We start from the raw sequence: 20975 nt of genomic DNA on the forward strand, positions 1-20975 counted from the left end.
AGGCGAACCTCACTGGCGCGCGAGGGGGGTGGCGGGGCGAGAATACGGGTGGGCGGCGTGCGGATGCCGGACCCACCGGCGTGGTGCCGCGGCACCCGCGGCGCCCGCAGACGAGCACATCCTGGAGGCTCCGTGACCGCCGCACCACCGCGTACGACAGCCGCCCCCACGGGCGGCGGGGAGGCCCTGCCGGCCACCGTGCCGTGGGCCGCCGCCGTGGGGCTGCGGGCGCCGTGGCTGGCGGCGCTGAGCCGCCGGGCGTGGTTCCCGCCCGCGCTGGCCGCGGTCGCCGGGGTGCTGCTCGCGCTGGCCTTCCCGCCGTACGGGCTGTGGCCGCTGGCCGCCGTCGCGCCCGCGGGGCTGTTCGTGCTGCTGCGCGGCGCCCGCCGCAAGCGGGACGCGTTCTGGCTCGGCACCGCCTTCGGCGTCGCCTTCTTCGTCCCCCTGCTGTGGTGGCTGTCCAACCTCGGCATCCTGCCGTGGCTGCTGCTCAGCATCATCCAGGCGCTGATGCTCGGCGGCCTGTGCCTCGCCGTGCCGCCGCTGGTGCGGCTGCCGGTGTGGTGGGTATGGGCGGCGGCCTGGTGGGTGGCGGTCGAGGCGGCGCGCTCGCGGGTGCCGCTGGGCGGCTTCCCCTGGGGCCGGCTGGCCTTCAGCCAGGCCGACGCCCCGACGCTCGGCTGGGCCTCGGTCGGCGGCGCCCCGGGGGTCAGCGCCGTCGTCGCGCTCGCCGCGGGCGCGCTCGCGGCGCTGGTCACCGCGCGGGCCGCGCGCCGGGTGGTGCCGGCGGTCGCGCTGGCCGGGGCGGTGGCACTGGGGGCGTGCGGGATGCTGCTGCTGCCCAGCGCGGGCGAGGCGGGCGACGAGCGGGCGACCGTGGCCGTGGTGCAGGGCAACGTGCCGCGGGCGCGCAGCCTGGAGGAGCAGGCCCGGGTCGAGATGGTCGCCGAGAACCACATCGCGGCCACCGAGGAACTGGTCGAGGACATCAGGGCGGGCCGGGCGGAGAAGCCGGACCTGGTGCTGTGGCCGGAGAACGCCACCGACCGCGACCCGCGCAACGACCCCGTACTCAGCGCCCGGATCTCCCAGGTCGTGGACGACCTCGGCGCCCCCCTCGTCGTCGGCGCCATCCTGGACGCCCCCGACGACCGCATCCGCAACGCCGGCCTCCTCTGGCTCCCGGGCAGCGGCCCCGGCGAGTACTACGCCAAGCGGCAGCTCGTGCCCTTCGGCGAGTACATCCCGATGCGCTCGCTGCTCGGCGGCTTCGGCGACCTCCAGCTCATCCCGCGCGACTTCGAGCCGGGCAAGGAGGCGGTGCGGCTGGACGCCGGGGCCGTGCACCTGGCGGAGTCGATCTGCTACGAGGTCGCGTACGACGGCCAGGTCCGCGACCAGGTGCGTACCGGGGCCAACCTACTGGCCGTACCCACCAACAACGCCACCTACATGCGCGACGGCAACCTCGGCGAGCCCGAGCAGCAGCTCGCGATGTCGCGGCTGCGGGCGGTCGAGCACGACCGCTCGACGCTGGTCGCCTCCACGACGGGCATCAGCGCGATCGTCACGCCGGACGGCGAGACGGTCGACGAGACGGGCCCGTGGCGCCGCGAGGTGCTGACGGCGGAGGTCCCGCTGCGCACGGACGAGACGCTGGCGACGCGGGTGGGCTCGGCCCCGGAGTGGGCGATCGTGGCTCTGGCGGCCGGCGCGGTGGGCACGGCGGTGTACCTGCGCCGCCGCGACGCCGCTGCGGCGTCCGCTCCCGCTGCGGCTCCGGCTCCGGCTCCGGCTCCGGCTTCCGAGGCCCGTACGCCGACGGAGGACTGACCCGCCGCCGTGACGGGACTGGGGGCGGACTTCCGGCGGCTGTGGTTATCCTCCGCGGTCTCCAACCTCGGCGACGGCGTCCGCCTGACCGTCCTGCCCCCTGCCGGCCGCCGCAGTGACCCGCGACCCGGTCGCCGTCGCCGCCGTGTCGGTGGCGGCCGGACTCCCCTGGCTGCTGGTCAGCCTCCCCGCCGGCGCCCTGGCCGATCGGGTCGACCGCCGCCGGCTGATGGTCGCGGTCCAGCTCGTCCGGATGTGCCTGGCCGCGCTCCTCACGGCGACCGTCCTGGCCGGCCGCTCCTCGATCGCGGTGCTGTGCGCCTTCGTGTTCCTGCTGGGGACCGGGGAGGTGGTCTTCGACGCCGCGGCTCGTACGCTGCTGGGGGTCTCGGCGCTGCTCGCCGGGCCGGGCGGCGCCGACGGGTCCGGCGGTGACGGGCCCGGCGCAGGGCCCGGCGCCGGGCCCTGCGCCGGGGTCAGTGGAAGCGGGTCGTGACGATGCGGGCCTTGTAGATCTGGGCGCCCGGGCGGGTCTTGGACTGGCCGCCGGAGAAGTACACGGTCGGGCCGCCCCACGGGGGGTCCGCGGGGGTCGGGTCCAGGGTCCACATCGCCTCGCCGTCGGTGTAACGGACGTACGACTTGACGTAGTTCTCCTCGGAGATGATCGTCACCTTCCGCGTCGCCTTGTCCAGCGAGTACACCCGGCCGCTGTCGGTGACCCACAGCTTGCCGGGGTCGGTGTAGTCCGGCTGGATGTCGTGGCCGTTGCCGGCGAACGCGATGTCCGTACCCGACTTCACCAGCCGGGCCGTGGAGTTGGCGCCCGTGACCCGGTAGGTGCGGATGACCGTGCCGCCGGTGACCCAGAGCAGGTCGTTCACGTCGTCCCAGAGCACCGCGTGCGGCTTGGGCATGTCGGTGATCGTCTGCACCTCGCGGAGCGTGGAGTGGTCGCTGTTGGCGCCGCCGTAGACGTGGATGCGGTCGCGGGTGCCGGCGACGACGACGGCGGCGAGGTTCGGGATGCGCTCGATGCAGTGCGGGTAACTGGCCACGGACGTCTCCCAGATGAGGTCGCCGCGGTCCAGCCGGTTGCCGTTGCCGGTGACCGCCACGATGCCGGCGCGGCCGTTGCCGGGCTGTCCTGCGGTCATCAGCGCGATCGTGCCGTAGCGGGTGGTCGCGCGGAAGCGGATCTCGAAGGGGTCGTCCCAGCCGTTCGTGGTGCCCGGGGTGAAGCTCCAGTTGGAGGCGCCGGACCAGTCGCCGGTGCGGTCGAAGACCTGGAAGCTGTTGGTGGCCTGGTCGGTCAGCGCGATGGGGTAGTTGGCCACCGCGGCGCGTGCGGTGGACGCGCCGAGGGTGACGGCGGCCGGCGCGGCGATCGCGCCGGCGAGGGCTCCGGTGAGCAGGCTGCGTCGCTTCATGGTCCGTCCATCCGTTCGTCGGCTTGTCGGTGGGGGCTTGGCCGTTTTCCGTTGTAATGCACGGGTACTGCACGCCGGTTGCGCCGCGGTTGCGCGGTCTTGGGGACGTACACCGACTTCATGATCCTGTCAGGGGCATGACTTCCCACGGCCATTCTACGCGCATAGTCTGAGCGCCGGCACGGCCGACTGCCGGCACTCCCGCGGCAGTTGGCGCACCCCCAGGCCGTGCGCCGCGACCCGGCGCACCTACCCGAGGAGTCCCCATGCGCCCCACCGCAAAGAAGGCTCTGGTCGCCGTCGGCGTCACCGCGGCGACCCTCCTGGCAACCGCCACCACCGCCGAGGCCGCCCCCGCCGACAAGCCCCAGGTACTGGCGAGCTTCACCCAGACCAGCGCCGCGAGCTACAACTCCTGGGCCGCCGCCGAGGCCAACCGCGGCGCCTGGTCCGCCTACGCGTTCAACTGGTCGACCGACTACTGCAGCAGCTCCCCCGACAACCCCTTCGGCTTCCCCTTCCAGAAGTCCTGCCAGCGCCACGACTTCGGCTACCGCAACTACAAGGAGATCGGCACCTTCGACGCCAACAAGTCCCGCCTCGACAGCGCCTTCTACGAGGACCTCAAGCGCGTCTGCAACCGCTACTCGGGCGCCACCAAGACCTCGTGCAACAGCACCGCCTGGGTCTACTACCAGGCCGTCCGCGCCTTCGGCTGACCCCGTCCCCACCCCCTCCGGCCCCGGCGGTACCCCCATGCCGCCGGGGCCGGAAGCCGTTGCCGGCCGCCCGTGGTCACCGGACGTCGAGCGGAAGCCCGGCGACGACGGCTTTGCCACAGGTGCGGCGGGGGACGACGGCCCAGGCGGCGGAGAGCGCATCGACGAGGAGGCCACGGCCGCCGCAGGCGGCCGTGCCGGGTGCGGTGAGGGAGGGGGTGCCGGGACCGGGGTCGGAGACGGCGAGCCAGTAGTGGCCGTCGGCGGGCCGGAGGAGGAGTTCGACGAGGTGGTCCTCGGCGGGGTGGGCGCCGTGGCGTACGGCGTTGGTGACGAGTTCGGAGACGAGGAGCTGGAGATCGCCGCCGGGGCGGGGGTGGTGGGGGCGGGGCAGGGCGTCGAGCACGGCCCGGCGGGCTGAATTGCTGGCGTCATAAAGAATTCTGCCCCGCGCATGGAGGAACAGCCATGGCTGCCAGGAACACGCCGACTGAGCGGCAGAAGCGCTTGGGGAGCGGGGTACGGAAGATCCGCACCTCGGCCGGCATGTCTGCCACGTACGCCGCCGGATTGCTGGGGGTCGACAGCGGCAAAATCTCCAACATGGAGTTCGGCCAGCGCACCATCACCCCGGAGCGGCTGCGCACCCTGGCCGGCCCCCGGCGGACGGGGGCCGACGCCGCCGCGGCGAGACCGCCCCGCTCGCGGACGATCCGCGCACCGGCGCGGATCGGAGCCGGAGCGGCGGCAGGGCCGAGGGCGGGGGCGGTAGGACCGAGGGCCCGGGGGCGGTAGGACCGAGGGCCCGGGGGCGCGTCTTCGCCCGGACCCATTCCCCCTCACACCTGGGCCCATTCGCCCAGGGACCCATCTCCCCTCACGCCCACCCAAGGGTATGCGGCTGGTCTGACAGTGCGGGTGCGGCGCGGTTCTGAGCTGGTACGTCGTAGGGGTGGGGCCGGGTACGGGGGGTCCGGGGCGGGCCGGGGAAGCCGGGGCCGGAGCCCTGGCGGACGGTAGTGCCTGCCGTGTCGGGGGGGCCGTTTCGGGGTGGGCGGTGTGGGATGGGGGCAGCCCGTACGGGGGTTTTGGAGCATCGGGTCCCACCTCGAACGGCAGCCGGCTCCCCGGAGGGCCCGGCTCGGGCCCCGGCGGCGATGACGCACAACACTCCGCGCCCGCCAGTGCCCAGAACCCGTGCACCCGGGGAAGCAAGGCCCAACGCCTGCCGCAGGACTTGCATCCGCCCGGTGATGCCCGCCGGGGCGTGCCCGCACCGCTGGGGCGGAGAATTCGGGTTGTAACTCGCGGTAACACCCCTGGATGCGGGCCGAATCGCCCCCCAGGTGCCGACTTTCGCCCACCCAGCCACGCCAACCACCGCCCAGGCCACCCCGATTGAACGCCAGCGGGCGGAACTCGCAGTAAGCCCAGCGGCAAACCGGTGCAAACCGCCCCCACGGGCCGACTTTCGCCCATCAACACGCACGCGGCCGATTCCGAGACCTGCCTTCGCCGTTCGGGGCGTCCGGCCGGAAGAATCCGGTCGTAACTCGCGGTAACGCCCCGCCGAACTGGGGCAAAACACCCTCGCGGGCTGACTTTCGCCCATCGGCGTGCAGGCAGCCGTTCCGAGGGCCGACAGCCGCGGTCGCGGCTTCGGAGCGGAGAGATTGGGCCGCAACTCGCGGTAACACCCCCGGGTACGGGCCGAATCGGACCCCGGAGCCCGAGTTTCGCCCCGCCGCACGCACGCACCGCCCGGTCGAGTCCGAGGGCCCCACCCCCCCCGGCTTCCGCCCACGTCTGCCCCGGGGGCATCGGCGATCAGGAAAAGCCCGGGTCCGTGGGTCCGCCTCCGCCCACCAGGGCACCCCGCGATGGAGCGCAGCCGTCTCCGGCTTCCGCCCCCGTCCGTGCGGGGCCATCCGCGATCGGGCCCGCCCGCCACCGGTCCCTTCCCCGTCCGGCGGGGAAATCGGCGATGGGGACAGACCCGGCACCCGGCGGCCCGGCCCCCGGCCGGCGGGGCATCGGTGATCGGGCCCGGCTCGTCACTGGCCTCTTCCCTCCGCCGGGCCGGAGCAACGGCGATCAGGGAAGACCCCGGTGCCCGGCCGCCCGCCCCCGTCCGCCGGGGAACACCGGCGAGGGGGGCGGCCGGGCTCCGTGGGTCTGCCGCCGTCCGCCGGGGACATCGGGGATCGGGGAAGACCCGGCTGCCGACAGCCCGCTGCCCCGTCCGCAGGGCACGGGATCCGTAGCGCAGCGTTAGGGTGCCCGCTCCCTCCGGGCCACCCATAGCCGCCGGTCTGTCACGGGCCGGAGTCCGCAGTCCAGGGTGGGGCGAAGCCCCATCGCGAAGCGACGCTCCTCGCAGCGAAGCGGAGAGGGGCGCCCTTGACGGCGGACGCAGGCCCGCACACTCAGGAGTGGGGTGGCCCGGGGGGAGCCCCAACGACGCCCTACTCCCTTCACCGCCACCCCCGTACACCGGCTCCCCTAACGAGGCACCGCCCGCCCGGCGCCGTACCCCCCCGTACCCGGCCCACCCCACGCACCACTGCCCGCCCGGCGCCGTACCCCCCGAACCGGGCTGCACCTCATCTACCGCCCCCGCGCCGCCCCTGCCCCGCACACACGGCCACCGCGGTCAGCACAGCACGGCGTCGTCAGAGGAGCGGCGTACCCTAGGGCGGGTGTGCGGGTGAAATGTACCGGTGAAGCAGGATTGAGCCGGTGAAATAGGGTGAAGCAGGATGCGGAAAGAGGGCCCGGCGGACCTCCGCCGCCCCTAACTCCCGCCCCCGTCTCCGCCGCTTCCGCCTCCTTCGCCCCGACTTCGCCGCCTTCGGCCCTGGCTCCGCCGCCCCTGCCTCCATCTAGGCCGTCTCTGTCTCCGCTGTCTCCGTCTCCCCCGTCTCCGTCTCAGCCGCCTCAGCCTCCGCCACCGCCGTGCTCCGCTGCCCCGGCCCCGGTCCACTCTCAACCGCCTACGCGACCACCACCGCACTCGCCCCCACGCGACCCACCACCGCCGAGAGTCCGGTGATCCTCCGCCAGCCCGCGTGCCGCGCTGCCCGCGCACGGCTACCCCTCCGCGCCACCCGCCCGCCGCGCGACCCGCGCCCCGGCTCCCCGCCCGCCCCGCTACCCGCCGCCCCGGAGCAGTTCCGACCCCGCCCCCCAAGTCGCCCACCCGCATATTCCGTTGACCCCCGCCCGTCCCAACGCAAGAGTGGTGGTCCGGCAAGGGTCGGCGGCGTGCCTGGGGCGGTGTGGTGGCTGGTTCTGAGATGGCCCGTGAGCTGCGAGCCGGGGATCCCGCTTCCCCAACGCCGCTGTGGACGTCCGACTTCCGGCTCTTCTTCACCGCCCGCACCACCTCCCTCCTCGGCGACGCCATGCTCCCCGTCGCCATCACCGCCGCCGTCCTCGGCGCCGGCTACGGCCCGAGCGGCGTCGGTTACGCCCTGGCCGCCCTCGTCGCGCCGTTCGCCGCGCTGATCATCTTCGGCGGCGTGCTCTCCGACCGCTTCGGCGCCCGGCGGCTGATGGTCGTCTCGGACGCGGCGCGGCTGGTCTTCCAGATGGCGCTCGCGCTGCTCTTCCTGGTGGGTACGCCCCGGCTGTGGCAGATCCTCGTGCTGCTGGCCTTCGTCGGCGCGGGCAGCGCGCTCTTCCAGCCCGGCGTCGCCAGCATCACGCCGCGCGTCGCCCGTGACGTACAGAAGGCCAACGCCACCCTGCGCATCGCCGAGTCGGTCACCCTCGTGCTCGGCCCGTCGCTCGCCGGGCTGCTGCTGGCCGTCTCCTCGCCCGCCGCCGTCGTCGCCCTGGACGCCGTGACGTACGCGGTCAGCGGCGCCTGCCTCTTCGCCCTCCGCGCGGTCCCCATGGGCCCCGGCAAGGCGGCGCGCGAAGGGGCGCCCTCCTTCCGGGCCGATCTGGTCGAGGGCTGGCGGGAGTTCTCGGCGCGCACCTGGCTGTGGAGCGTCATCGTCGTCTTCATGCTCTGGCAGCTCGCCGGCGCGGGCCCCACCACCACCCTCGGCAACAGCACCCTCGTCACCGACTACGGCGCCTCGACGTTCGGCCTGGTCATGTCGTCCCTCGGGGCGGGCAGCGTGCTGGGCGGGCTGGTCGCGATCCGGCTCCGCCCGCGGCACCCGCTGCGCGCCGGGGCGCTGTCGATGACGCTGTGGGCGCTGATGCCGCTGGGCGTCGCCCTCGGGCTCTCCGCGCCACTGGTCGCCCTCTGCTACGGAGTGAGCGGTATCGGCGCCGCCTTCTGGATTGTCATGTTCCATACCAGCGTGCAGACGCACGTCCCGCAGGACGTCCTCGGCCGGGTGCACGCGTACGACGCGGCGGGATCACTGGTGATGAAGCCGGTCGGCCAGGCGGCGGCAGGCCCGCTGGCGGTGGTGGTGGGCACGGTGCCGCTGCTGTTCGTGTCCGCCACGATGGCCGTGCTCACCTGCCTCCTGCTCCTGGCCATCCCGGCGGTACGGAACCTGCGGCGCGTCGAACGCTAGCCGCCGCGGCGCGGGTTCACCGGCCCTCCGCCGCCGCGCGCCGCCACGCGGCGGTGCGCAGCAGCCGCAGCCCGTTGAGGCCGACCAGCACCGTCGAGCCCTCGTGCCCGGCGACGCCCAGCGGCAGCGGCAGGTGCCAGGCCAGGTCCCAGACCACCAGGCCGGCGATGAACACCCCGGCGATGACGAGGTTCTGCACGACCAGGCGGCGGGCCCGGCGGGAGAGCGCGACGACGGCGGGGACGGCGGCGAGTTCGTCGCGTACGACGACGGCGTCGGCGGTCTCCAGGGCGAGGTCGGAGCCCGCGCGGCCCATGGCGACGCCGGTGTGCGCGGTGGCCAGGGCGGGAGCGTCGTTGACGCCGTCGCCGACCAGCAGCACCCGCCGGCCGCGGGACTGCAGGCCGCGTACGGCCTCGGCCTTGTCCTGCGGCAGCAGGCCCGCGTGGACGTCGGCGGCGGCGATGCCCACGCCGGCTGCCAGCCGGTGCGCCGCGGGCGCGTTGTCGCCGGTGAGCAGGAGCGGGGGCGCGCCGGTGAGCGCCGCCAGGGCGGCGACGGTGCCGGAGGCGTCGGGGCGGGCGCGGTCGGCGATGCCGAGGACGCCGACGGGGGTGCCGTCGCGGGTGACGACGACGGCGGTACGTCCCGCGCCCTCCAGTTCGCCGACCGCCTGCCGGGCGGCGGCTCCTGCTGCCGGCGGGGAGCCCGGCGCGCGGCCCGAGTCCGGGTCGCGCAGTCCCGCCGGGCTGCCGACCGTGACGCGTGCGCCCGCGACCGTGGCGGTCACGCCGCGGCCGGGGTCGGCGGCGAAGTCCCGTACGGCCGCGACGGGCAGCGCCCGGTCGCGGGCGGCGGCCACGACGGCCCGGGCGAGGGGGTGTTCCGCGGGGTGCTCGGCCGCCGCGGCGAGAGCGAGCAGGTCGTCCTCCGTCATCCCCGAGCCGTCGAGGGGCCGTACGTCGGTGAGGTGCGGCCGGCCCTCCGTCAGGGTGCCGGTCTTGTCCAGCGCCGCCTGGTCGGACTGGCCCAACTGCTCCATCACCACGGCGGACTTGACCAGCACCCCGTGCCGTCCCGCGTTGGCCATGGCGGACAGCAGCGGCGGCATCGTGGCCAGCACCACCGCGCACGGTGACGCCACGATCATGAACGTCATCGCCCGCAGCAGCGTGGACTGGAGTTCCGCGCCGAGGAGCAGCGGCACGGCGAACAGCGCCAGCGTGGCGGCCACCATGCCGATCGAGTAGCGCTGTTCGATCTTCTCGACGAAGAGCTGCGTGGGCGCCTTGGTCCGCGACGCCTCCTCGACCATGGCGACGATCCGGGCGATCACCGAATCCGCCGGGTCGCGCCCGACCCGTACGGTCAGCGCGCCGGTGCCGTTCAGGGTGCCGGCGAACACCTCGTCGCCGGGCTCCTTGGGCACCGGCAGCGGCTCGCCGGTGATGGTCGCCTGGTCGGCTTCGCTCGCCCCGTCGAGCACCCGGCCGTCCGCCCCGATACGGGCCCCGGGCCGGACGAGGATCACGTCGCCCACCCGCAACTGCCCGGTCGGTACGTCCTCTTCCGTGCCGTCGGCCGCCAGGCGGACGGCGGTGGCGGGGGCGAGGTCGAGGAGGCCGCGTACGGAGTCGGCGGTGCGGGCGGTCGCGATCGCCTCCAGCGCGCCGGAGGCGGCGAAGATGACGATCAGCAGGCCGCCGTCCAGGAACTGCCCGAGGGCCGCGGCCCCCAGCGCGGCGACGACCATGAGCAGGTCCACGTCGAGCGTCTTGTCCTTCAGCGCCCGCAGTCCGGCCCAGCCGGGCTCCCAGCCGCCGGTGGCGTACGTCAGCGCGTACAGCGGCCCCCAGGTCCACGCGGGGGCGCCGAGGAGGTCGAGCGGCAGGGCGAGGAGGAACAGCGCGAGCGCCGCGGCCGCCCAGCGGGCCTCGGGTACGGCGAGGGGCCCGGGGCGGCGGGGGGCGGCGGCCGGGGCCGGAGTCCGGGTCGCCCGGGCGGTCTGGGGGTCCGGCTGCGTGAGGGTGTGCGGCATCGCGGCGCGATCTCCCTGCGGATGGCGGAGCTGCGTGACCGCCTCACCATACAGGAATGCATGAAGAGGTATTCATGTATGGGCTGAGTACGATGACGGCATGGGTCACGGAGCCGCCACCCCCGGCGCGAGCGACGGCGGGCGCGTACGCCTCGACGCCGCCACCGCGCAGAAGGTGGCCGCCACGCTCCAGGCCCTGGCCACCCCCTCCCGGCTGCTGATCCTCGCCCGGCTGCGCGAGGGCCCGCTGCCGGTCTCGGAGCTGGCCGCCGAGGTGGGCATGGAACAGTCGGCCTGCTCCCACCAACTGCGGCTGCTGCGCAACCTCGGCCTGGTCACCGGCACCCGCCACGGGCGCTCGATCGTCTACGCGCTCTACGACGACCACGTCGCCGAACTGCTCGACCAGGCGCTCCACCACACCGAGCACCTGCGCCTCGGCCTCGCGGACACCCCCGCGGGCGCCGGGCGCGACGACCTGCTCGACGAGGAGTCGGCCGCGGCCCGGGGGTGACCCGGCGTGGTGCCCGGGGCGCGGGGGCTTCCCGGACCGGTCGCCGCGCTGTCGGTGGGGGTGCGTACGCTGGCCGCATGACCGGGAGCATCCGCATCGGACCGCGCCACCGCCCCGCCGGGCGGCTGTTCGCGGTGCTGGTGCTCGCGGTGCTGGCGGGCGTGCTGGGCATGCACGCGCTGGGACCCGGCGGTGCGCCGGCCGCGGAGCGGCCGACGGCCATGGCGTCCGGCCACGGCGGGCCGAAGGCGCCGGCGTCCATGACGGCGCAGACGCCTCTGCCGGCCGCCGGGGCGCAGGAGGCCACCGCGGGGCACGTACCGGCGGGGCAGGCCCCCGAGGCGTACGTACGGGCCGCTCAGACCCCCGCGTCCCCCGCGTCCCACGCGCCTGTGGAACAGACCCCCGTCGCCGCGCCCGCCGGTGACGCCTGCTCCCATACCGACGGGGGCTCCGGGCATCCCGCTCACGCCGACCGTACGTGTGCCGCCGCCGGTACGGCGTCCGCGTACGCGCCGCCCGCCCTCGCCGACGCCCTGCCCGGCGCTCCCGCCGCCGCGCCCGTGCGGATAGCCGGGTCCGCGGCCGGGCTGCCGGACCGGGCGCCGCCGGATCTCGCCGAGCTGCAACTCCTGCGGATATAGCGGCGGCCCGCACGGCATCCCCGTACGACCCTCGTACGCCGCCCTGTGAAGGGCCCGTGCCGTGCTGCCGCATGCCCTGACATCCGTACGTTCCGCGCGCCCACACCGGCGCGCGCGAAGGAGTTGCACAGTCATGATCCGCACACGTTCCCTGTTCCGCCGCGGCGCCGCGGTGGCGACCGCCGGCGCGGTCGCCCTCCTCCTCGCCGCCTGCGGCGGCAACGACGACGAGTCGGGAGACGACGGCAAGAGCGGCGCTTCCGCGTCCGGCCCCGCCGCCTCCCAGGAGGAGCACAACGACGCCGACGTCACCTTCGCGAAGGGGATGATCCCCCACCACCGCCAGGCCGTGGAGATGGCCGACCTCGCGCCCGACCGGGCCGCGTCCGACGAGGTGAAGAAGCTCGCCGCGGACATCAAGAAGGCCCAGGACCCGGAGATCGAGACGCTCTCCGGCTGGCTCACCTCCTGGGGCGAAGAGGTCCCCGCGGAAGGCGGGATGGACCACTCCATGCACGGCTCCGCCGGCGGCATGATGTCCGCCGAGGACATGGAGACCCTGGAGAAGGCGAAGGGCGCCGCGTTCGACACCGCCTTCACGGAGATGATGATCGAGCACCACGAGGGTGCCGTCGCCATGGCCGAGACCGAGCAGGCGGACGGTTCGTACGCGCCCGCGAAGGAGATGGCCGGGCAGATCATCAGCTCCCAGGAAGCCGAGATCGACGCGATGACGTCGATGCTCGACAAGGTCTGACCGCGGTGTGCGCGCAGGGCGGGCGCCGTGCCCGCCCTACGCGTACCGCAGCGCCCGCCGCCGGCCCGACACGATGGCGATGAGCGAGACGCTCAGCGTGAGGACGTACGCCGCGAACGCCCAGGCCGCGGGGGACCACGAGGTGATCGCCGCCGCGTCGGCCGCCACGGCGAACACCACGGCCGGCGCCGCCTCGCCGAGCCCCAGCCACACCCCGAGCGCGGCGCCGGCGGCGACCGCGCAGGCGAGGTCGAAGGCCCCGAGCCGCGCCAGGTTCCGCCGGGTGCACACCCCGGTCACCACGACCACCAGCGGCCCGGCCCCCGCCACCAGCGTCTGCACCGCCGGCAGCCCCACACCGGAGTCGAGCTGCGCGGAGAACGCGATCAGCGGCACCGCAGCCCACAGCGACCACGTCACGAGGTTCGGCCGCACGGTGCCGCGCACGATGGCGAAGGCGTACCGGACACTGCCCGCCATCCCGAGCACGGCACTGACGAACACCCAGCGCGGATCGATCACCCGAGACCCCTCCGTCCCCCGGTCTAGCAACTGCAGTCGCAGCAACCGCAGCAGTCGCAGCAGTCGCCGTCGCAGCCACAGCCGTCGCAGCCGCCGCAGTCGCAGTTGCTGTGCTTCTCCTCCTTCTCTTCCTCCTTCTCTCCCTCTGCTCCCTGCCCCAGCGGTACGAACTCCGGTGGCGGGGGGCCGAACTGGCCGCCCGCGTGGGCGAAGGTGCGGCGGACCGCCCGCTCCAGCTCGCCCACCAGCAGGGCGCGGACCAGCCGGTCGTCGGTGAACTCCGCGTCCGCCAGGGCGAGTGCGACGCCGCGGGTCGCGTCGTCGCACAACTGCCGGACCCGGGCGGGGGGCGTGGCCGTCGCCGTGATCGGGTTCCACGCGCCCGTACGGCGGTCGTCGTCCGCGTCCTGTACGGCGTCCAGCAGGTGTGCGACCCGGCCGAAGAGGCGGCCGGCCTCTTCCAGCGCCGCCGCGTTCCCGGGCCGGCCCGCCAGCGTCGCGGTGTGTGCGAACGCCGCCGCCGTCGCCAGTTCCGTCGGCTCCGTCACCACCAGCAGGGACGTGCCGGGCCCCGCCAGCGCCTCCACCTCCCGCTGCCGCTCCACCGCCTCGACGAGCACCCCGGTGTCGAACCCCAGCCCGGCGCCGCCCCGGGCCCCGGCCGCCTCCCAGCCCCCGGCCATCCGCCGCGCCGGGGCGGCCAGCACCGGCCGCGCCAGGGCCCCGTCGCCGTCGGCGACGTGGTCGCGGATCTTCGCCGAGGCCAGCAGGAGCGACACCACCGCCGCCAGTTGCGCCCCCTCGCCGTGCGCCACCTCCGCCCGCCGCATCCGGCGCAGCGGGCACGGGCCCGCGGTGCGCCAGCCGCCGCCGGCCTTGCCCTCCGCCGGGGCGGCCTGCGCGTCGTACAGCACCGATATCAGCAGCCCGTCGTGGTTGGTGGCCGCCCGCGCGACCTGCCCGCCCTGGCCGCGCAGCGCCAGGCACAGCCCGCAGAGGTGCCCCAGCCACTCCTTCGCGAGCCCCTTCGGCAGCCGGCAGCGGCACGGCCGAATGATGCCGAACATGCGTCTCCCCTCCCACGGTCCACGTGTCCAGTGGAGGACGAGGCTACGCGCGGCACGGTTCGCCCGCGGTGACGCGCGGTAACGCTGTGGGGCCCGCCGGCCAAGTGCGTGATGTAGGCAGGGGTTGAAGGGATCACACATGGTCAGCAGCTCGGCTGGGGCGGTCCGCCGGATCGGCACGGATCCCCAGGCGGTCGAGGCGTTCTACCACGCGCCGCCCGCCCCGGGCCCCGCGGTCGCGTCCGACGTCGTGATCCCGGTGATCCTCCGCGTGGCCGGGCGGGAGCTGCGGCTGTTCTCCACGATCACCACGTGCGGCACGCCGGTGGACATCACGCTGGCCGAGGTCGCCATCGAGTCGTACCACCCCGCGGACGCCGGGACCGCCGCCCACTTCGAGGGCCCGGGTACCTGAGCGCGTCCGCCCGCGTGTCGCAGCTCTGTACCGGATCCCCCAGAGTGACCGGCCGGGCACGGGCCGCTGCGCTAGCATCCCCGCAGGTGCCGCGGGTGACTCCGCGGCTGGTGGGGGGGAGTTCCGGGGCCGGCCGCGGCGAGTGCGCGGCGACGGCAGGCTTCCCTGTCGTCGACTGGGGGGTTGATGCATGCCGTTAGGGGCTCTGGGGGATCGTCACGGTGTCGCCGCGCACCTCACGGACCTCGCCGCGGAACCCGGGCTCGCTTCCCGGCGTGACGAACTCACCGCCCTCGCCGACGCGCTGCGGGGCATCGGCACCAGCGACCTGGAGCCGTGGACGGAGCTGGACCTGATCGCGGCGTACGCCCGCCCCGAGTCGGTGCACGAGGCGCTGCGCCCGCCACCGCAGCCGCGCTACCTCGCCTGGGTGGAAGCGGCCCTCGGCGCCCTGGTGTTCGTGCCGCTGCTGCTCACCTGGTTCGGTCTGACCAGGGCCTCCAGCGCGTACGACGCGCTGACCCAGGCCGAGCCCAAGCAGGCGGAACGCCCCTTCCTCCAGCTCTGGCAGACCGGCTTCGAGGGGCACCTCACCGGCTGGTTCACCTTCGGGCATGTGGTCGCCTCGGCCACTGCGGTCATCGCCTGCCTGCTGCTCCTCGCGCTGCTGCACGGCTGGGGCCGGGCCGCCGCCGACCGTGCGGAGGAGCAGGCGCGCCACGACGGAGAGCAGCTCCTCGCCCGGCTGCTGCCCGTGCTCACCCGCGCCCAGCTCCTGCTCAACGAGGAGCGGCTGGGCTCCCCGGCGCGCTTCGCCGCGGAGCTGGGCAAGTCCGCCGCCAACCTCAACCGGCTGACCAGCAAGGCCGTTTCGACGCAGGAGCGGCTGACGAAGGCGTCCGAGCAGGTCGGCGCGGCCGTACGCGGTGCGGAACGCCGGCTCGCCGGCGTCGACGCCGCGGTGGCGCCGCTGGAGCAGGCCGCCGCGGGCGTCGCGAAGGCGGTGCTCGACAGCGGGGCGCGGATGAACGGCGCGCTCGGCGACGTACGCGAGGTCAACGGCGAGATCCGCGACCGGCTCGACCGGGCCGGCGAGCGGGTCGAGGACGCGGTCACCGTCCTGGCCGCGTCCCAGCGGTCGTTCACGACCAGCACCGAGGTGGCGGCGGACGTCACCGCGCAGACCCTGACGCGGCTCGGGGAGGTCGCGGAGCAGTCGGCGCTGGCGGTCACCGCGGCGCAGGACACGGCCCGCCGGATCGCCGAGCAGACGGACGCGCTGCACGCGATGGCGGAGAGCGTCACCGAACTGGCGACTTCGGTACGGGCCACGGAGGTACGGGACTCGGCGGTACGGGCCGCGCCCGCGCCCGTAGCGGATCTCGTGCCCTCGGCGCCGGGGTGGCCCGGCGTTCACGACGACGAGCCCGCCGACCGGCCGAAGGCCGCCGACCCGGCGGGCGGGGGCGCGCCGTGAGGTCCGGGCGCCGGTCCGGGCGGCTGCACCCGTTACACCTCGCCGGCTGGCTCTTCGCCGACGTGCTGCTGGTGCTTGCCCTCATCGCCATGGGCGACCAGGGCGATCCCGCCGCCGCCCGGCAGCCCGCGCCCGGCGCCTCGTCCCCCGGCGCCGAATCGCCGAAGCCGTCGCCCAGCCCGTCGGGGCCGCGGGCCGTGGAGCGCAAGCCGGTGAAGATCGCGCTGGAGGCCGACTCCTCGGACCGTACGCGCATCGTCCAGCAGCTCCGCAAGGCCACCGCGAAGTACGAGGGCCGCCAGGCCGCCATCGTGCTCACCTTCGGCCACCACCAGGACGCCGGGGCCGGCGTCGCCTACGCGGGCCGTATCAACTCCCTGCTCGGCGAGGCCCGCCCGCGGATGTTCCGCGGCGCGACCACCCGCGACTTCGTGCTGCTCAGGGGCGGCGGCGGGCGCGCGGACCTGGAGATCTACTTCTACACCTACTGACGCCGACCCCACGGCCACGCTGAACCAGAGGAAACGCCCGTGCAGATCCTGCCCTTCTACCTGGTGTGCGACGAGTCGGGCTCGATGAGCGGCGCGCCCATCGAGGCCATCAACAACGCGCTGCCCGACCTGCACCAGGAGATCAGCACCAACCCCACGGTGGCCGACAAGACGCGCTTCGCCCTCATCGGCTTCTCCGACGACGCCAAGGTGCTCCAGCCGCTGGTGGACCTCAGCGAGCTGAGCGACCTGCCCGCGCTCGCCGCCGGGGGAGTCACGTCGTACGGGCAGGCGTTCCGGGTCCTCCAGGCGTGCATCGAGACGGACGTGACCGACCTGAAGGCCGAGGGCCACGAGGTCTACCGGCCGGTGGCGTTCTTCCTCTCCGACGGGGTGCCCACCGACGACGGGTGGGAGGAGACGCTGCGGGAGCTGACCGAGTCGCGCTACTGCCCCAAGATCATCGCGTTCGGCATCGGCGAGGCGGACACCGCCACGATCAGCCGGGTCGCCAACTTCCGCGCGTTCATGCAGCAGGACTCCGCCATCTCGCCCGCCGCCGCGCTGCGTGAGTTCGCGGCGAGCCTGACCCGGTCCATCGTGCGCTCGGCGAGCAGCATCTCCGCGGACGGCCGCGGCGACTTCACGCTCGCCGTGGACGACACGGTGCCCGGGTTCCAGACGGTCGCGCTGGACAAGCTCTGACGCGGGGGAGGTTCGGACCGTCACCATGGACCGTCAGACACCGCCGGAGGGCGGTACGCCGCTCACCCACGGCACGCGCAGCGACGGAGGCAGCGACACAGGCAGCGACGGACTGCTCGAAGGGCTCCCGCCCGAGATCAGGCGCGCCATCATCCAGCCCCGTCACCAGGCGCCCCCGCCAGAGGCCGACCGCGGCGTGCCCGAGCACGCCGGGCGGCCGCCGAGTTACCCGCCGCGGCCCCTGGGCCTGCCCGCCGTACGCGACGGTGACCTGCTCGCCGCCGTGGTGCCCGACAGCGTCGTCGACGGCGCCGAGTTGGGGCCGCTGACCGTCCGGGCCGCGTCCGTACGGGGCGACTCCCACCGGTGGCGGGCGGAGTGCCGGCAGGACGCGCTCGGCGTGACCCGGCTCGGCCCGGCGGGCGACGGGGGCGGGGCCGGGCTGCAGGACTTCGCCGGCAGCGACGGGCTGCTGCTGCTCGCGGTCGCCGACGGGGTCGGCTCCGCGCCGCTGTCCCACCGCGGCGCGCACGCCGCCGTCGGCTGTGTCGCCCGGCAACTCGACGGGGCCGCCGCGGCGTTGGCCGATGCGCTGCGCGCCGGGGACGGCACGGGGTTCGTCGCCCTGGCGGAGCGGGCGGTCGCCGCGGCCGCGGCGGAGCTGCGGGCGTCGATCGACGCGCCCCCGGCCGCGTACGCCACCACGTTCCGCGCCCTGGTCGTCCCGCTCGACCCCGCCGTCCGGGTACGCGGCTTCCTCGGGGTCGGCGACGGCGGCCTGTTCCGGCTGCGCGACCGCAGTTGGTGGGACCTGGACCGCCCTGCGGCCACCACCGGCCCCGGCGGCGTCATCGACACCGGCACCGCCGCCCTCCCGGACGCGTACCAGCAGGTCAGCGCCCGCCTCCTGGAGCCGTCCGAGCCCGGGGACGTGCTGGTGCTGTGCACGGACGGGTTCTCCGGACCGCTCGCCGGCGAGAAGGAGTTCCGCGAGCACGTGGCGGAGCAGTGGGGGCACACCGCCGCCGTACCGCAGCCCTCGGACTTCCTCTGGCACGCGCAGACCCGGCTGAAGTCCTACGACGACGACCGCACGCTCATCTGTCTCTGGGAGGGCATCGGGTGACCGCCGACGACGGTACGGACGTGCCGCTGGCCTCCCTGGCCTCCGACGGCAAGATCGGCGACGGCGGCCAGGGCGAGGTGCACGCGCTACGGGACCTCCCCGGCCTGCTCTACAAGAGCTACCGCGCGCCGCACGAGGCCGACGGCAAGGCGCTGGCCGCGCTCGTCGGCGTACACCGCGCACTGCCGCCGGAGGAGCGCGCGCATCTGGACGCGCGCGCCGCGTGGCCGCTGTGCCGGGTGGTGGACGGCGGGCGCGCGGTCGGCTTCCTGATGCACCGGGCCCCGGCGACGATGACGTGGCAGGCTCCCAACGGCGCGGCGAAGCTCACCGAGTTGCAGTTCCTGCTGCGCGAGCCGAAGCCATCCTGGCAGAGCATCGCCCAGCCCGCGGCAGGCCAGCGCCGGGAACTCGCGCTGGCGCTGGTCGAGCTGGTCGAGCGGCTGCACGGGTGGGGGCTGGTGCTCGGCGACGTCTCGCAGGCCAACATCCTGTGGACCGTACGCCCCGGGCCCGCCGTCTACCTGCTGGACTGCGACGGCTTCCGGGTCGCGGGACGCGCCCCCGTCCTCGCCCAGGCCGACACCCCCGACTGGGGCGACCCGCTGGCCCCGGTCGGCTCCGCCACCGTGGACAGCGACCGCTACAAGGCCGCGCTCGCCGCGGGCCGCATCCTCGCCCGGGACGCGTACACCGCCCCCGGGCGGAAACTCCCCCTGGTCGCAGGCGAGCTGGACGAGCGCCAGGAAGCGGCCGTACGCGACCGCTACGCCCAGGCCGCCGGCGCGTACGGCACCCGCCCCACCCTCGCCGAGTGGCGCACCGCCCTCGTCGGCCGCGACGTCATCCGCCTCACCGCCGCCACCCCCGCCCCCCGGCCGCCGGTGAACCTCGCGATGCTGGACGGCGTCCGGGACCGCGGCACGATCCCGCTGCGGCCGCCGCGGGACTGAGCGGCCACCCTCCTCAGGGTGTGTGCTGCTGTTCCGTCAGCCTGCCCTTGCGCAGCGTCAGGACGTGGTCGGCGCGGGCCGCGAGCTGCGCGGAGTGCGTGACGACCACGACGCAGGTGCCGCGCGTGTGCGCCAGGTCGGCGAAGGTGCCGACGATGCCCCGGGCGGTGTCCTCGTCGAGGTTCCCGGTGGGCTCGTCGGCGAAGAGGATGTCGACGTCGCAGGCGAGGGCGCGGGCGATGGCCACGCGCTGCTGCTGGCCGCCGGAGAGGCGGAGCACGTTGCGGGTCGCCGTGTCCGCGTCCAGGCCGAGGTGGGCGAGCAGGTCCAGGGCGTGGGCCCGGCGGCTGCCGTGGGCGGGCCTGGCTCCGGTGATCTCCATGGCCGTGGTGACGTTCTGCAGCGCGGTCATGTAGGTGAGCAGGTTGAACTGCTGGAAGACGGTGGCGGCGTGCTTGTTGCGGTAGCGGCCGAGGCCGATGTCGGCGAGGTCCCGGCCGGCGAAGCTGACGGTGCCCGCGGTGGGGGCGTCGAGGCCGCTGGCGAGGCTGAGCAGGGTGGTCTTGCCGCTGCCCGAGGGGCCGAGGATGGCGTAGAACGTGCCGCGGTGGAACGTGTAGTCGACGTTCCTGAGGACCGTGGTCCTGCGCCGCTGGCCCGAGTAGGTGTGGGAGACGCCCGCGAGGCGGAGCAGCGGGGCGGGGTCGCCGGCGGGTGCCGTACGGGCGGTCATGGCGGGTCACTTGCCTTTCGTGAGGATGGTGCGGGGGCTGAGGCTCAGCACGGACGCGGCGGGGATCGCGGTGGCCAGCAGCGCGATGCCGAGCCCGGCGCCGCCGACGACGGCGAGGTCCGCCGGGTCGAGCGCCACGGCAATCCGGTCGATGGGCTCGGCGCCGTCCACGGGCCGGTCGCCGGGGCTCGCGCCCTCGTCGATCCCGGTGCTGCCGGGGGCCGGGGGCTCCCAGGCGTCGATCTCCCGCTGGGCGGACGCGGCTTCCCTGCCCAGCAGGCTCTGCCCGGCGCTCTGGGTCAGGCCCGGCGCGAGCAGTGCGCCCAGGCCGACGGCGACGAGCGCGACGGCGGCGATCTCCAGGGACTGCTGGGCGACGAGCTTCCACTTCTTCTCGCCGATGCCCAGCAGCACGCCGTACTCCGTACGGCGCTGCCTGACGGCCAGGTTGACCAGCAGGGCGAGCACGGCGACACCGGCGAGGCCGATGAGCCACATCGCGACGGTGGCGGTGGTGCGGATGCTCCCCAGCGGGCCGGTCATCTGCCGGACGGCCTGGTCGTTGGCGTCCAGCCGGAAGCCGTCGAGCGCGGCGCCCGCGACGCGCTTCGCCCCGCTGGTGAACGCGGCCTGCTCCTCGGCGCCGTCCAGGAGGAACGTCGCCTTGGTGACCTGCGGGCGCCCGCCGCCGGCGCCGAGGGAGCCGATGCCGCCGACGGTCCCGTAGACCATGTTCGCCGGGCTGATCAGGTGCTCCGGTTCCGGCTCGTCGGTGGGGCGGGGGTCGCGGAAGACGCCGGCGACGGTGAAGACGGCGGTGGTCTTCTCGTCGTTGCCGGTCACCTCGATCTCGTCGCCGGCCTTGAGGTCGTTCGTACGGGCCAGCCGCTCCTCGATCGGGCGTGATCCCCCGCCCCGAGGTGATCCGGACGGAGCCGTACGAGAAGGGGAGCAGCAGCCCCGAGTCGTGTATCCCGGTGACCGCCAGCGGGAGTCCGCCGGTGCCCCCGCCC

Annotated in this window: 20 protein-coding genes and 1 pseudogene; 14 read left to right on the forward strand and 7 right to left on the reverse strand. The window is 74.9% G+C overall.

What is annotated here, in order from left to right; genetic code table 11:
- The first annotated feature begins 132 nt into the window (after nt 1–132).
- Both lnt and CXR04_RS19320 read left to right on the forward strand, forming a co-directional pair.
- Nucleotides 133–1833, forward strand: a complete 1701-nt coding sequence (lnt, locus tag CXR04_RS19315) for an apolipoprotein N-acyltransferase (RefSeq protein WP_234380321.1) — start codon at nt 133–135, stop codon at nt 1831–1833.
- 115 nt (nt 1834–1948) lie between these two features.
- A complete protein-coding gene (locus CXR04_RS19320; protein WP_234380322.1) occupies nt 1949–2329 on the forward strand; it encodes an MFS transporter in 381 nt (126 codons plus the stop codon).
- Here the strand turns inward: CXR04_RS19320 and CXR04_RS19325 are convergent.
- Nucleotides 2310–3263 carry a DUF6528 family protein gene (locus CXR04_RS19325; RefSeq protein ID WP_101423617.1) on the reverse strand — a complete coding sequence of 318 codons (954 nt, stop codon included), beginning with the start codon at nt 3261–3263 and terminating at the stop codon, nt 2310–2312. The two genes, CXR04_RS19320 and CXR04_RS19325, sit on opposite strands and share 20 nt — an antisense overlap.
- 266 nt (nt 3264–3529) lie before the next feature.
- Between CXR04_RS19325 and CXR04_RS19330 the strand changes: the two genes are divergently transcribed.
- The gene (locus CXR04_RS19330) at nt 3530–3982 is read left to right on the forward strand and encodes a phospholipase (protein WP_101423618.1); all 453 of its coding nucleotides are present in this window, start codon (nt 3530–3532) and stop codon (nt 3980–3982) included.
- A 76-nt stretch (nt 3983–4058) separates the two neighbouring features.
- Here CXR04_RS19330 and CXR04_RS19335 read toward each other — a convergent pair whose 3' ends face one another.
- The gene (locus CXR04_RS19335; protein WP_199850651.1) at nt 4059–4448 is read right to left on the reverse strand and encodes an ATP-binding protein; all 390 of its coding nucleotides are present in this window, start codon (nt 4446–4448) and stop codon (nt 4059–4061) included.
- 2 nt (nt 4449–4450) lie between these two features.
- On the opposite strand from CXR04_RS19335, the pseudogene CXR04_RS19340 reads away from it, so the two are divergent.
- Nucleotides 4451–4636 (forward strand): annotated as a pseudogene (locus tag CXR04_RS19340) (helix-turn-helix domain-containing protein); the annotation flags it as partial.
- Between the two features lie 2627 nt (nt 4637–7263).
- Nucleotides 7264–8520, forward strand: a complete 1257-nt coding sequence (locus CXR04_RS19345) for an MFS transporter (protein ID WP_234380323.1) — start codon at nt 7264–7266, stop codon at nt 8518–8520.
- 16 nt (nt 8521–8536) lie between these two features.
- Here the strand turns inward: CXR04_RS19345 and CXR04_RS19350 are convergent, their stop codons facing one another.
- Nucleotides 8537–10558, reverse strand: coding sequence for a heavy metal translocating P-type ATPase (locus CXR04_RS19350; protein ID WP_101423620.1), 2022 nt, complete (start codon nt 10556–10558; stop codon nt 8537–8539).
- Between the two features lie 100 nt (nt 10559–10658).
- On the opposite strand from CXR04_RS19350, the gene CXR04_RS19355 reads away from it, so the two are divergent.
- The 3 genes from CXR04_RS19355 (at nt 10659) to CXR04_RS19365 (ending at nt 12473) form a co-directional block, all read left to right on the forward strand.
- Complete coding sequence (locus CXR04_RS19355; protein WP_101423621.1) at nt 10659–11072, forward strand: ArsR/SmtB family transcription factor; 414 nt, start codon at nt 10659–10661, stop codon at nt 11070–11072.
- Nucleotides 11073–11149: 77 nt separating this feature from the next.
- A complete protein-coding gene (locus CXR04_RS19360; RefSeq protein ID WP_199850491.1) occupies nt 11150–11716 on the forward strand; it encodes a DUF6153 family protein in 567 nt (188 codons plus the stop codon).
- A gap of 133 nt (nt 11717–11849) precedes the next feature.
- Entirely contained in the window at nt 11850–12473 is a 624-nt protein-coding gene (locus tag CXR04_RS19365) for a DUF305 domain-containing protein (RefSeq protein ID WP_101423622.1), read from the forward strand.
- A gap of 36 nt (nt 12474–12509) precedes the next feature.
- On the opposite strand, the gene CXR04_RS19370 is transcribed toward CXR04_RS19365, so the two are convergent.
- A complete protein-coding gene (locus CXR04_RS19370; RefSeq protein ID WP_101423623.1) occupies nt 12510–12995 on the reverse strand; it encodes a hypothetical protein in 486 nt (161 codons plus the stop codon).
- Nucleotides 12996–13018: 23 nt separating this feature from the next.
- Nucleotides 13019–14062, reverse strand: coding sequence for a DUF5685 family protein (locus CXR04_RS19375; RefSeq protein ID WP_101423624.1), 1044 nt, complete (start codon nt 14060–14062; stop codon nt 13019–13021).
- Between the two features lie 139 nt (nt 14063–14201).
- On the opposite strand from CXR04_RS19375, the gene CXR04_RS19380 reads away from it, so the two are divergent.
- The 6 genes from CXR04_RS19380 to CXR04_RS19405 all read left to right on the forward strand — a co-directional run bounded on the left by CXR04_RS19380 (nt 14202) and on the right by CXR04_RS19405 (nt 19229).
- Nucleotides 14202–14477, forward strand: a complete 276-nt coding sequence (locus tag CXR04_RS19380) for a hypothetical protein (RefSeq protein ID WP_234380324.1) — start codon at nt 14202–14204, stop codon at nt 14475–14477.
- 190 nt (nt 14478–14667) lie between these two features.
- Nucleotides 14668–15954 carry a methyl-accepting chemotaxis protein gene (locus CXR04_RS19385; RefSeq protein WP_234380325.1) on the forward strand — a complete coding sequence of 429 codons (1287 nt, stop codon included), beginning with the start codon at nt 14668–14670 and terminating at the stop codon, nt 15952–15954.
- Nucleotides 15951–16445: a hypothetical protein gene (locus tag CXR04_RS19390; protein WP_101423625.1), complete on the forward strand. Its 495-nt coding sequence runs from the start codon at nt 15951–15953 to the stop codon at nt 16443–16445. The genes CXR04_RS19385 and CXR04_RS19390 overlap by 4 nt, the downstream gene beginning before the upstream one ends.
- A gap of 39 nt (nt 16446–16484) precedes the next feature.
- The gene (locus CXR04_RS19395) at nt 16485–17150 is read left to right on the forward strand and encodes a vWA domain-containing protein (RefSeq protein ID WP_101423626.1); all 666 of its coding nucleotides are present in this window, start codon (nt 16485–16487) and stop codon (nt 17148–17150) included.
- Between the two features lie 25 nt (nt 17151–17175).
- Nucleotides 17176–18276, forward strand: coding sequence for a protein phosphatase 2C domain-containing protein (locus tag CXR04_RS19400; RefSeq protein ID WP_101423627.1), 1101 nt, complete (start codon nt 17176–17178; stop codon nt 18274–18276).
- Nucleotides 18273–19229, forward strand: a complete 957-nt coding sequence (locus CXR04_RS19405; protein ID WP_101423628.1) for a hypothetical protein — start codon at nt 18273–18275, stop codon at nt 19227–19229. Before CXR04_RS19400 ends, CXR04_RS19405 begins: the two co-directional genes overlap by 4 nt.
- 13 nt (nt 19230–19242) lie before the next feature.
- Here CXR04_RS19405 and CXR04_RS19410 read toward each other — a convergent pair whose 3' ends face one another.
- Complete coding sequence (locus CXR04_RS19410) at nt 19243–19962, reverse strand: ABC transporter ATP-binding protein (protein ID WP_101423629.1); 720 nt, start codon at nt 19960–19962, stop codon at nt 19243–19245.
- A gap of 6 nt (nt 19963–19968) precedes the next feature.
- Nucleotides 19969–20805: an FtsX-like permease family protein gene (locus CXR04_RS36020; RefSeq protein ID WP_234380326.1), complete on the reverse strand. Its 837-nt coding sequence runs from the start codon at nt 20803–20805 to the stop codon at nt 19969–19971.
- Nucleotides 20806–20975: the final 170 nt, after the last annotated feature.

The sequence above is a fragment of the Streptomyces sp. CMB-StM0423 genome, assembly GCF_002847285.1.
Lineage (GTDB): Bacteria > Actinomycetota > Actinomycetes > Streptomycetales > Streptomycetaceae > Streptomyces.

Excerpts from the sequence above, each read along its gene's own strand:
- CXR04_RS19360 (WP_199850491.1), top strand. The coding sequence starts at position 11,150 with ATGACCGGGAGCATCCGCATCGGACCGCGCCACCGCCCCGCCGGGCGG.
- CXR04_RS19380 (WP_234380324.1), top strand. The coding sequence starts at position 14,202 with ATGGTCAGCAGCTCGGCTGGGGCGGTCCGCCGGATCGGCACGGATCCC.
- CXR04_RS19325 (WP_101423617.1), bottom strand. The coding sequence starts at position 3,263 with ATGAAGCGACGCAGCCTGCTCACCGGAGCCCTCGCCGGCGCGATCGCC.
- CXR04_RS19385 (WP_234380325.1), top strand. The coding sequence starts at position 14,668 with ATGCCGTTAGGGGCTCTGGGGGATCGTCACGGTGTCGCCGCGCACCTC.
- CXR04_RS19355 (WP_101423621.1), top strand. The coding sequence starts at position 10,659 with ATGGGTCACGGAGCCGCCACCCCCGGCGCGAGCGACGGCGGGCGCGTA.
- CXR04_RS19350 (WP_101423620.1), bottom strand. The coding sequence starts at position 10,558 with ATGCCGCACACCCTCACGCAGCCGGACCCCCAGACCGCCCGGGCGACC.
- CXR04_RS19410 (WP_101423629.1), bottom strand. The coding sequence starts at position 19,962 with ATGACCGCCCGTACGGCACCCGCCGGCGACCCCGCCCCGCTGCTCCGC.
- CXR04_RS19400 (WP_101423627.1), top strand. The coding sequence starts at position 17,176 with ATGGACCGTCAGACACCGCCGGAGGGCGGTACGCCGCTCACCCACGGC.
- CXR04_RS19365 (WP_101423622.1), top strand. The coding sequence starts at position 11,850 with ATGATCCGCACACGTTCCCTGTTCCGCCGCGGCGCCGCGGTGGCGACC.
- CXR04_RS19375 (WP_101423624.1), bottom strand. The coding sequence starts at position 14,062 with ATGTTCGGCATCATTCGGCCGTGCCGCTGCCGGCTGCCGAAGGGGCTC.
- CXR04_RS19330 (WP_101423618.1), top strand. The coding sequence starts at position 3,530 with ATGCGCCCCACCGCAAAGAAGGCTCTGGTCGCCGTCGGCGTCACCGCG.